Source organism: Oceanobacillus alkalisoli (genome assembly GCF_022213125.1).
In the GTDB taxonomy this organism is placed as follows: domain Bacteria; phylum Bacillota; class Bacilli; order Bacillales; family Amphibacillaceae; genus Oceanobacillus; species Oceanobacillus alkalisoli.
On sequence record NZ_JAKNRA010000001.1, the window covers coordinates 310847 to 323420 of the forward strand.

The window sequence follows — 12574 nt, forward strand, 5'->3', positions numbered from 1 at the left end:
CCGTTAAAAAATCGCATAGGGGTTCTCGTTCACCGCATGTTTCAATATTGTTTTTGCCGTGAATCCATCTCGGAAATAATGCAACAGCACTTCATAAAAAGCAAAATTAGTAGATGCATCATTCTTGTATTGCCTAAGCAATCTCTTAGCTAAATTATAAATTTCCACTTCGAGATATAATCGCAACAAATGATATCTGATTCCCTCATTCAATTTGGAAAATTTCACGCTGAATAATATACTCAATCGCCCCAGCATAGGAACCTAACTTTGTAAAGTTAGGCTGTTCGATTTCTGTATACCCTCAACTGGAACAAGCCAAAGTATTCCATAATCGGCATAATATACTTCAAAACTTCTTTTTGTACTCACATTTCAGTCCAATATACTCAATCTTAAGCCAGAGGAGTAGGCATCTCTTGCCCAACTATAGGATTAACCAGACGTGGAACCTATCCTTCTGTTCTCCCTCTTTAGCCCTTCAACAACTCCAATATGTTCTGCGGATTATTATAAACATGGGCAAGCGCATGTTGGTTTGCTTGCAGTAGTATGCCAGCTTTAGCCATATCCATTATTTCTTTTGCCATATCAGCATCTCTGATCTGCGATTCATTTTGCACCATATTTTCGGCTGTTTGCCGGACATTATTAAGCGTATGGTTTAGTCTGTTCGTATAGGATCCAATCCGGGAACGTTCACTATTTACTATCCCTAGCGCTTCATCAAGTCTCTCCAAAGCCTTTTCCGCACGAGCTGAATCATCAATCATGATTGTATTTATCCGTAACAGTTTTGCAGAAGTTCTTACCTTATCTACTGTGACATTATTTCCGCTATTTGCTCCTATCTGGAATGTCCACTCATCATCTGCACTGCGCGAATCTGTTTCATAAAATAAGGTGCCCCTAGCGTTACCACGTATTCCATCAATCGGAATTTGACCAACATCAATACTACTTAACTTCAGCCGTCCTTCAAATAAGGAAGCAATGACATTCGCATTTTCTTTTTCAAACTCTGTATTCAATTGATTCAATAAAGCTTCTACGTTATATTTACCTGGCGGAAGAACGATCTTCTTCTCCATATTGTCTACATCGAAAATAAATGTATCATTTTCTCCTTCATTTATCACTACCCCATTTGATAAATCTGTTATCCCTATCGTGTATGTAGGTTCGGGTTCTCCTAGCGACGGATAGAAAAATGTAAATGCTGCTGTTCCACGGACACTGTCAATTACATAGGTTCCTGTATCGTCCCGACCATCATCTTGCATATTAATTTTAAAAACCAATTTGTCCTCATCGTCTGAGGCTGTCTCACTCTCGACACCACCAATCTGAGCTTTTATCAAATCTGTAAAGAAGCCATGTTGCTCAAGCTCAGATTCAAGTTTTTCATTTATTTCTTCAATCAATGTCTGATCTGTATAACTCCCTGGTTTCAATTTCAAATCAATAATAGTTGTGCTTCCATTATGTTTGAAATCGAAATATAATAAATCATTTACTTCAGGATGAATAATGAATTCCTTGTCTTTAATACTATCTCTTCCTATGATATAAGCATCCGATTGAATGGCACTACCTGTCCTGTATGCAAGTGGAATAGAAGTCGTTTCCCGTTTTTGAAATAACTCTTTAAATAGATTTCCGTCCAGATTACTGAATGTATGCGCTTGTCCAGCATTTTCTGCTCGAAGCGAAAGTCTTCCTAGGTCATCGATATTAACGGATAGTGCATCAACCGGAAGTTCATATTTTTCTAACGCTTGAGAAATATGATTTTCGATGTAAGCCGCTAAAATACTTGGAGTTACATAAGTTGTTTTATCCAACTCAATGGCTATATCATAATCTTTATCATCCTGTGTATACGTGAATGATAACTGATTATTTGTATCATCAATCTTATAGTTCTTTGGCACTTCATATACTCCATTCACCGTTGACAAGGTAGGAGGGGTTCCAGTGCCATTTGCTGGGATTGACTCCACTCTTCTAGCCATCATATATTCATGCGCACTACCGCCAAATGATCCCAATGTTTGCCCATCACCGGCTTCCCTCGTTGTTAGCATCAACTGATTTAAACCATTACTCGAAGCAATAACCCCCGCATTATAAAATGCTTCTCTATGCTTATCTAAAAATGCTTCCGCCGAATCATAGTTTCCATTAATTAAAAGCACTTCTTTTTGTTCTCCATTTAATGTGAATGTCATTTTATTATTTTCACTTGTTATTTCTAATCCAGCTAAAGAGGACCGACCAGTTGCTACAGCCGGTTTATATTCATATTCAGGCGGGGCAGCTATTCCTTCCGCCTCCCTATGTTCAATTGTTTCCCCACTTTTTAAAGTCGGTTCGTCTATTCGAACGCCTTTCATAAGGGTAGAGAACATGGAGGAATCCGTATCGAAGGAAAATATTTCATTCGTTGTTACATTTGATACGACAATAGCAGATCGCTCTCCACTTGTTGAAGATGATAAGGTAAATTCAATTGGAATATCATTTACTTGCTCATTTAATGCTGTAATAAGTTCATCTTTTGTATATTCTTTCGTTTCCAGTTCAATAGAAAACTGAACTTCTCCAACCGAACCCGTTAGCTTATTATTTTCTTCTGTAATGAATGTTATCTCTTCAATCCCGTAATATCCTTTGAAGGAAGCATTTCTTCCCTGATTAGGGCTAATCGAAGCATAGCCCACTTGATGCCTTACAAATAAATGATCGAATGCAGTTGATGCCATGTCAACAGTGACTTGACTTCCTGAACCATAGTAATCACTTCTAATTTCAAGCCTTCCGGAAACAATGGATCCCCTTGCATTTATGTCATGTTCTTCAAAGATCTCGTTAATTATTCGTGTGATTTCTGTACCCGTTAGAAGTTTTTCTGATTCTGACTCATCTAAAAAGTTTATTTTAACTTGCTTTCCCTCAATATATACGATTAATTCACTATTCTCTGAAGTGAAATCCAGCCCGTTCGAAATGTCTTTATGGCCCAATACATATGCCTGACTTTTGGAAATTGATCCCGACTTCCGGTTGTCATATAAAACAGATGTTATATTATCAATCTCAATCATATTCCCTCCAACTCCAGTAATTACATACTTACTGGAAGTAAGAGCAATTTTATCATCTTCATACGGAATTGCCTTTACATCGGTTTCTCCTTTTTTTTCAAGTTCTTCATTGATGTGATTAATCGCTTCATCCCTGGAATACTTACCTTCAGGGAAATCAATTTCATACAGTCGATCACTTCCGACAAAAAAGGTGAGTTTATCACTCTGATTTCTTTTCGCTTCAATAAACCCATTTTCTCTATATTCTGTCGCACCAATTATCATACCTGGAGGAATTCCAGGGGTATAATCATAAAATAAAAAAGATGCTCCACCCTTTATGTAATCAATGGACTGACTATTTTCTGCTTGAATGGACACCGTTCGATTTTCCGTCACATGAGCAATCAAATTCTTATCTACACTTAATAATAAATCATCTAATGTATCTACCAAAGCATCAACAGACTTGTACTCACCCGCTGGCAATGTGACCTTGCGAGATACCCCATCAATTACAATTTCTAAATCATCATTGAATCCATCGACGATATGTACAACCCGATCAGATGAAAAGAAATGATTCCCTTTTATTTTATTAAACGTGGGACTGTGCGCTTCAATGACAGGATTCCCACTCCACTCATTTTGTTGAGATGTGGAATCAACAGCGAATTTCAATTGTGTCAATTCCTCATTTAAAGCATTTCTATCTGTTTCCGTGAGCGTATCGTTCATCGAGCGAATTGTCAATTCTCGCATCCGCTGAATTAATTCTGTAACTGTACCAAGCCCACTTTCAACTGTTTGAAGTAATGAACCTGCATCTTGAATATTACGATCAGCTCGCGAAAGGCCACGTATTTGTGCACGCATTTTCTCTGAAATCGCCAAACCAGCTGCGTCATCAGCAGCTTTGTTTATAGATAGCCCAGAGCTTAGTCGTTCCAGTACCTGGGCATTTCCTTTATTTATCCGTTCCATATTATTAATCGTCCGCAAAGCTTGTACATTAATAAACGTATTCACTGTAATTAACCCTCTCTATAGCACTTTACAATCATAATGACCTATGTCTTAATTATTATATCGGTTCATTTGATGAAAATATGTAGTATAAAAATCACTAATTATTTTAATTTGTCAACATCACTGACCCGGTGTTATAATATTCTTAACAAGTGGAACACTGCATATACATACTAAAATGGGTGTGATATGCATGTGTAACAAGGAGGAGGAAAACAGAATGCAAGCTACTGTAAAAAAACAAACTACTTAGTCCAACTCTTTCTTAAAGCTTAGACGAAAAATGCAAAATCAAATGAAGAAAAAGAATGTGTCCTATGAAGATATATTAAAGTGGACGAAGGAAATCAAAGATGACCAAAACAAATAGGATGGTTATAGATATACTAATGTATTTATTGATGCACTATTTGGTGAAGAAACATCAGATAGTGCTAATTTGTTTGCCTCATTGGATGAAATCGGTGCCAGACTGGTATTTTCTCAAGAATTAATTTGGGGAATTGATGTACATAATGAAACGACAATGTAATAAATTAGGGTTTGATTATGAAGAAACTAAAGAAAACCTAATGTATGTTGTTGATTTTTTCCAACTAGGCAAATCCATTAATACTAGACATATAGACAAAGAGACTTTACCTAAAATAAATGATCCTGACGATCAAATGTTAGTGGAAGCCGCATATGCCTCAGATGCCGACTACTTAATTACTTCAGATAAAAAGAGTGGAATTCTTAATTTAGAGGATACTCCATTTGAGTGTTATACACCTGGTGAATACCTAGCAATAGATGATTCAACCTCACATTGATAAAAATGTGAGGTGTTTTATTTGGTAAAAATACACTCATATAAAAGGTAAAAATAACTGCTTAGACTTTTATATACTAAGCTGATACTCTTTGACATCACCTATTGCTTTTAAAAAGACTCCAGCATAGCGCTAGAGTCTTTTTAAAATCTAAAATTATTGTAATAACTGTAAAACACCTTGTGGTTGTTGGTTGGCTTGCTTCGCCGCTATGTCTTTCGATCATAGAATAGACTATATCTTCACCCTTACCATGTTACCATGCATAAGGGGCTGGGCTCTTCGAATGATGAATGTTCATCACCCTACGAATCTCATTGTCATAGCTTCTGCCTTAGACAGTTAGAAACTCCATCTTGAAATACTTAGAGTTCTATCTTTAATAATACTCTATATAATGGCTGCCCCGAAGGATGATTATGCCCAATTAAAATGGAAGCGGCATTAGATAGAATAGCTGGTTTCATGACCTCTCTTGGATGTACAATCGAAGCATTCAAGCTCCCACAGTGATAGATAAAGTAACAAAAGAGGCTTCTGCCTACCCGATAGAACAATTAGTAGTGGTTGCTGAGTTTGGTGAGCCTATTTATCCTTACCTGAAAAAGCTCGATTCTATTGAAAACGCTCCGGGTGATGACCTATGGCATATCCTTATCGAATCAGATAACTACCATGCATTGCAGTTACTAGAGTACTTGTATGTAGGTCAGATAGATTGTATCTATATTGATCCGCCGTATAATACGGGAGCAAGTGACTGGAAGTACAATAATAATTACGTTGATAGTAGTGACATTTATCGCCATAGCAAATGGCTATCCATGATGGAAAAACGTCTAAAGTTGGCCAAAAGGTTACTTAATCCTAAAGACTCTGTACTTATCTGTACAATTGACGAAAAAGAGTATCATCACTTAGGTGTACTTTTGGAAGAAATTTTCCCTGAAGCTAGAATCCAAATGATAAGTGTGGCTATCCATTCATCTGGCAATGCAAGAGCTGAATTTTCAAGAAACGATGAATATTATTATTACGTCTTTATGGGAGATTCAAGTCCAACACCTATTGTGTTTGGGTCTGAATGGCAACAGGATGGTGTAAAAAGACAATCTACCGTCAGATGGGAAAGTCTATTAAGATCTGGAGTAGGGAGTGCTCGTGAAGACTCACCAAATCTTTTTTACCCCGTGCTTTTCGACACAAAGACTGAACAATTAGTAGGATTTGGAAAACCAGTGGAACAGGGAGTCTCTGGTTCTGATTATCGTGCTCCAGACGGAACTATAGCTGTTTTACCATATTCATCAAATGGTCAAGAAGCAAGGTGGAGGATTTCGGCTGAGAGAGCTAATGAGTTATATGAGATAGGTGCATTTGATTGGGGTAATTTTAAAGGCGAGAATACTACCTTAAAATATCTGAAAAAAGGAGAATTAAATAAAGTTCAAACTGGTATTTATACTGTTACTGGTTATAAACCTAATGGAGCTATGATTATTTCCTCCGAAGGATATAAACCCAAATGGATACCTAGCACTCAATGGAATATAAAAACCCATGAGGCTGGTGGAAAATGGGGTAGTGGTTTGATAACAAAGATATTTGGTGAAAAAAGATTTGATTATCCAAAGTCGCTATATGCTGTAAGAGATGCGCTCCGTATGATATTAGAAACCAAACCTAAGGCTATAGTTTTAGACTTTTTTGCAGGCTCAGGTACAACAGCCCATGCTGTGAATTTATTAAACCTTCAAGATGGTGGATCAAGACAATGTATCATGGTTACTAATAATGAAGTTTCTAAATCCGAATCTAATAAACTTTTAAAAGGTGGCTACCAACCCGGTGACTATGAGTGGGTAAAATTAGGAATTGCTAGATATGTTACTTGGCCAAGGCTTACTAGCACAATAACAGGATTCACCGTTAATGGAGACCCTATTAATGAAAACTACATACTTCAGCCAAAAGACCCTGTGTCAAAACCTCGTTATTTCAAAAAGATTGATTTTACGAATAACATGGAGTTAAATACTGCAAGTAAGAAAAAGGGGTTACTATCCTTAATTGATAAAGATAAGAACGATCTAACCCAATCTATGATCAAAGCCGACACTGAGTTTATTGTGTCAGATGAACATAACACTTCCTTCCTTTTCAATATTGATTACAAAGATGAATGGTTAGATGCTTTAGAAGATATGAATCACATTATCAACTTTTATATAGTTGCTAATAACCGTGAGTATAACAACATTAAAAAAGAGCTGGAAAATTTGTTGGGAGATTATAAAGAAATCGGGGAAATTGAAGTGCCAATGTCTAATGGATTTCCAACAAACGCAATCTTCTTCAAGCTTGGTTTCCTTAACAAAGACTCTGTCGCACTAGGACGCCAGTTCAAGGAGCTTCTATCTGTGCTTTGGATGAAAGCAGGAGCAATCGGTGAATGCCCTGAATTGGATGATTCAGAGCTCCCAGGATATCTATTCTTCCCAGATAATAAGTTTGCGGTTCTATTAAATGAAACACATTACGCAAGCTTTAAGGATGAGTTAGACGGCCATTCAGAGATTGAAACAGTGTTTATTGTAACTAACTCTGAAAAAGGCTTCACCGAGATGTCATCAGGTCTGGGAGTTGCCGAAACATACCAGTTGTATCGCGATTATTTAGATAATTTTAGAATTAATGTAAGGAGGTCTTAACCATGAAAGTTGAATTATTTTCCTTCCAGGAGGGAGCTTTAGAGGATTTACGGATGAAAACAGCGATGGCACTTGGTTATTATAGAAAAACTAACTCACCACAGGTTGTATCATTTACCGCGCCAACAGGTGCAGGTAAAACGATCATTATGACTGCCCTATTCGAGTCGATTCTGTTTGGGTCAGATAACTTCCCAGAGCAACCTGACGCCATCTTTTTATGGATTTCAGACTCTCCTGAACTAAATGAGCAATCCAAGATTAAAGTAGAGACAAAATCAGATAAAATTACACTCGGTCAAACTATTACGATTGAACATCCAGGTTTTGACCAAGAAGTCTTTGATGATGGTCATATCTATTTCCTTAACACGCAGAAACTTTCAGTTTCAAGTAATCTCACAATTACAGGTGATGGTCGTCAGCATACAATTTGGGAAACGATTGCTAATACTGCCGAAGAAAAATCAGACCGATTTTATGTTGTAATTGACGAAGCCCACCGCGGTGCTAAGCAGGAGGATCAAAATCGTCAATTAACGACTATGCAAAAATTCATTAAAGGGAGTCCAAGTGATAGGTTACCTGTCATGCCTTTAGTAATTGGTATGTCAGCAACCATTGAACGATTCAATAAGCTTATCGCGAACGTTGACTCATCTACTCATCGAACAATCATATCCGTTGATGATCTACGTGAATCTGGCCTTCTCAAAGACAAGATTGTCATCACCTACCCTGACGATGATATTCAAAACAAGGATATGGCTATCCTTCAAGCAGCTACTGATGAATGGAAGTCTAAATGGGATCATTGGTACCAGTACTGTGTCGAACAACACTACTCGCACGTGAACCCAATGTTTTTAATTCAAGTTGAAAACCGCTCAGGGAATCGTATCTCTAAAACCGATTTAGACGCAAGCTTAGAAACGATTGAACGCCGATTGGGCGAGAAGTTTAAACCAGGTGAAGTCGTTCATGCCTTTGGTGATACGACGAGTGACATTGTGATTAACGGATTATCAGTTCCTTATATCGAACCGTCAAGGATTGACGATGACCGAAATATTAAAATCGTATTCTTCAAAGAAAGCTTAAGTACCGGTTGGGATTCACCCCGGTCAGAGGTACTAATGTCATTCCGGTCAGCAAGCGATATTACCTATATCGCTCAGTTACTTGGTCGAATGATTCGAACACCAAAACAAATGCGGATTATGGTAGACGAATCCCTTAATGAGGTTGCTGTCTTTCTCCCCTACTTCAATCAAGAAAGTGTTGAAGAGGTGATTGATAACTTGCAATCATCAGAAGGTCAAGAGTTGGCAACAGATGTTGAAGGTCATAGCTTAAATGACCCTTCTAAAGAGGTCTGGTCTATTCGACCAACTTGCCGCATGCCTCAGTCAACAACCGATTCGCCATCTCAGGTAACTAATACTGAGCATGAAAGTTCAACTGAGACTCCTGGCAGAGAGACAAGCATTGGTACAGATACACCAACTGTCCCTGAAACTCATCAAGAAGAAGATTCAACACGTCAAGTAAAACCTTTCATTGATATAACTGAGAATAACGATGAGTTCGATATGTTTCGACCAGAAACCGTTGAACTTGAAGAATATGATTTTGATAACCAACCAACCGAGCGTGAAAAGGTACTTAAATTCATTAACGAAAGTGGTCTTCTTAACTACACCGTAAAAACTGTTAATATGAAGGATTACCTTCCGTCTATGTACGATTTGGTTCGCTTCTTAAATCAAACAAACATTGCACCTAACGTAATGGATGAAGTTTATGAGCAGATCGTTAATGATATTCGTAACTATATTGTAAAGCTGGAAACATCAGGCCAATATAATAAATTATCGGATGACGTTATGGCATTTAGACTATCGACATCAATTTATGACGTATTTGGGGAAGAAATTTTCGAGCAAAATGGAGAGTATGGCTTCTACATGGCCACAGACATTGATATTGAACGTCAATTCAAGCAGGCTGAGCGACAACTCGGAAACCAAGGTATTGGACAGCGCTACCTGGAAAAGTATTACGATGAGGATAACCCAAACCAAAGCCGGATTGATGTGATTTTATTTGTTGTTGACGAAGCCTCCCAAGAGCAATTAGAAATCTTTGCGAGAGATACTTTCCATGAGCTGTCAGATCAATACCGGGTGTATACCACCAAACTGAATGAAGAATTACAAAAACGCTATGAGCGTATTGTTTCAAGTAGTGACAAAGTCAGTGAGCGTAACCTACGACTACCTGAGCAATTCTATGAAAGCATTCTAGATCATAAAGACGGAACACCATTCGATAACCATCTGTACCTAAATAGTGAAGGAGTTGCCCGAATTAAGCTAAATAATTGGGAGCTTGATATTATTCGTGAAGAAGAGCAGCGTGATGACTTTGTATTTTGGTTTAGAAACCCATCACGTAAGCCTTCATCCCTGACTATACCCTACTTTGATGAGAGACATTCGAAACCAATGTATCCAGACTTCTTAATCATTCGAAAAGATCCAGTGCTCGAGTATGTAATCGACATATTAGAACCACATAGTCCTGATTATGATGATAACTTACCTAAAGCTAAGGGAATGGCTGAATATGCTAATAACAACCCAGGTATTGGTCGTATTCAATTAATTCGTAAATTAACATCTGGACGCGATCGAAATAAATATGTACGATTGGATTTATCAAAGTCAGCTGTCAGAGAATCTGTTAGAAATATATCAAGCCCTGATCAACTGAACCAACTTTTCCATGATTATGGTGAAAGTGATTCTTAAATTTTATTAATAATAATTAACTCCTAGGACCATTCTTATTAGAGAATCGGTCCTATTTTTATACTTAGCTTGGCTCTTATTGTGAATTACTTGTTAGGCTTTTTTTAAAAAATCAAGAGTTAGTTACTAAACCTAAGCTTTGAGTAGATCGCTCATATATCTATTACTTGCTATTTTTTAAAAACCGCATCTACTTATAATACGGTTCACCATAGTTAAAATAAAAAGAGACCCTAGGAAAACTAGAGTCCCTCTCAAATAATCTTAAATTATTGTAATAACTGTAAAACACCTTGTGGTTGTTGGTTGGCTTGCTTCGCCGCTACGTCTTTCAATCGTAGAATAGACTATATCTTCACCCTTAAGTTTCTTAAGAGGCTGGGCACTTCGAATGATGTACGATCTCATCACCCTACGAATCTCATTGCCGTGAGCTAATAGCTGTTAGGCAGTGCATTCTAGTCGTTGAACCTTCGCCAGAGTTTCCTCACAGGCGCTTGGCTGCTGATTATCCATTGTTGCATTGTTTTGTTTTTCGAACCTTCACGCTTACCGTTTCCAGTTGCGTTGTGGTACAAAACACTTTAGGAACTTCCAGCAATTCACCCAGTGGTAATCTAATCCGTTGCCAGATTAGACGCCCTTCTCAACAATTACTGTAAGAGTTGTAAGACCCCGTTCGGTATTTGTTGAGATTGAGCTAACATACTTTGTGCCGCTTGTGAAAGGATATTGTTCTTAGTGAACTCCATCATTTCTTTCGCCATGTCAACGTCACGAATTCTTGATTCTGCAGCTGTTAGGTTTTCTTGAGAAGTACCTAAGTTGTTAATTGTGTGATCTAAACGGTTTTGAACTGCACCAAGTTTAGAACGTTCAGCAGATACATTATCGATAGCTGATTGAATTGTGGTAATTGCTGCATCAGCTGATGTTTGTGAAGAGATATTGATACCTGTTTTCACTTCAGCATCTACGGCATGAATTTCATCATTTGTTACAATTACTAATTCACTATCACTGTTATAGTACCCAGCTTCTGTTCCTTTGGTAGCTGCAATCTCAGCAGTTCCTGTTCCTGTTCCTGCTTCATCGCCATCAAAGGGAGCATCTGCTTGAAGAAGTAATTCTCCATCCTCAGAAAAGTAACCTGCTTCTGTTGCAGGTAATGAACCATCTCCAGCTGGATCTGAATCTGCATCAGCCCAAGTAGCTGTTGCTTCAGCTCCTGAAGCGTCTGTATATGTGAATGTATTACCAGTAACTTCAATAGTTTGTGCTTCTACTGGTTCTTGTGCTTCTTGGTAATAAATTTGACCTGCTTCTGTTGCCGCTGCTTTATTAGCAACTACTGTATAGTCTTCAGTAACATTAAGTGCATCAGCACTCATATCACTAATTTTTACTGATAGAGCTTGTCCTTGATTCGCACCTACGTGGAATGTTAAGCCTTCCTCAGCAAAAGCTCCTGTTAATAAATCTTTTTCGTTAAACTGTGTGTTCTTAGAAATATCTGTTAATGCTTCAGCAAGTTGGTCTACTTCTTTTTGAAGTTCCGCACGGTCTGAATCAGTATTTGTATCGTTAGCACTTTGAACTGCTAATTCACGCATTCTTTGAAGAATTGCATGTGATTCGTTCATTGCACCTTCTGCAGTTTGAATTAGAGAAATACCGTCTTGAGCGTTTTTGCCCGCCATTTCTAATCCACTGATTTGTGCACGCATTTTCTCAGAGATCGCTAGACCTGCAGCATCATCTCCAGCTTTGTTAATTCCAAGTCCTGAAGAAAGCTTCTCCAATGAATTTTGTACTGCACCTTGGTTTGCTCCTAATTGGCGATGTGCGTTAAGAGCTGAAATATTGTGATTGATAATCATGTTCAATCTACCTCCATGTATTTTGTTTTCTAGCAAGCCACGTCCTTGTGATCTTGCTGATCTATAATAACCCCACATTTGGTGAAGTTACTACCTATTTAAGTAGAACACTCAGAATTGATCACAGCCGAAATTTCCACCTATGTACAGGTTGAATGGCCATAGCTATGTACCTTTCCCGCTGTTCTATTACTTATATCGGCAAGACTCTCGAATTGTTTAATACTTTTTCACGAA

6 protein-coding genes and 1 pseudogene are annotated in these 12574 nt (G+C 37.9%); 3 read left to right on the plus strand and 4 right to left on the minus strand.

Features of this window, described 5'->3' with window-relative positions:
• Positions 1-3 precede the first annotated feature (3 nt).
• Both L3V42_RS01460 and L3V42_RS01465 read right to left on the minus strand, forming a co-directional pair.
• On the minus strand, positions 4-189 hold the full coding sequence (locus L3V42_RS01460; protein WP_238471090.1) for a hypothetical protein: 186 nt from the start codon (positions 187-189) through the stop codon (positions 4-6).
• A 284-nt stretch (positions 190-473) separates the two neighbouring features.
• Complete coding sequence (locus tag L3V42_RS01465) at positions 474-4118, minus strand: flagellin N-terminal helical domain-containing protein (protein ID WP_238471091.1); 3645 nt, start codon at positions 4116-4118, stop codon at positions 474-476.
• Positions 4119-4633: 515 nt separating this feature from the next.
• Here L3V42_RS01465 and L3V42_RS01470 point away from each other — a divergent pair.
• On the plus strand, positions 4634-4933 hold the full coding sequence (locus tag L3V42_RS01470; protein ID WP_238471092.1) for a PIN domain-containing protein: 300 nt from the start codon (positions 4634-4636) through the stop codon (positions 4931-4933).
• 398 nt (positions 4934-5331) lie between these two features.
• On the opposite strand, the pseudogene L3V42_RS01475 reads toward L3V42_RS01470, so the two are convergent.
• Positions 5332-5451, minus strand: a pseudogene (locus L3V42_RS01475) (JAB domain-containing protein); the annotation flags it as partial.
• Between L3V42_RS01475 and L3V42_RS01480 the strand changes: the two are divergent.
• Both L3V42_RS01480 and L3V42_RS01485 read left to right on the plus strand, forming a co-directional pair.
• Positions 5413-7644, plus strand: a complete 2232-nt coding sequence (locus L3V42_RS01480) for a site-specific DNA-methyltransferase (protein ID WP_255783329.1) — start codon at positions 5413-5415, stop codon at positions 7642-7644. The pseudogene L3V42_RS01475 and the gene L3V42_RS01480 overlap by 39 nt on opposite strands.
• Before the next feature lie 2 nt (positions 7645-7646).
• Positions 7647-10457, plus strand: a complete 2811-nt coding sequence (locus L3V42_RS01485; protein WP_238471094.1) for a DEAD/DEAH box helicase — start codon at positions 7647-7649, stop codon at positions 10455-10457.
• A 653-nt stretch (positions 10458-11110) separates the two neighbouring features.
• On the opposite strand, the gene L3V42_RS01490 is transcribed toward L3V42_RS01485, so the two are convergent.
• On the minus strand, positions 11111-12337 hold the full coding sequence (locus tag L3V42_RS01490) for a flagellin N-terminal helical domain-containing protein (protein ID WP_238471095.1): 1227 nt from the start codon (positions 12335-12337) through the stop codon (positions 11111-11113).
• Between the last annotated feature and the right edge of the window lie 237 nt (positions 12338-12574).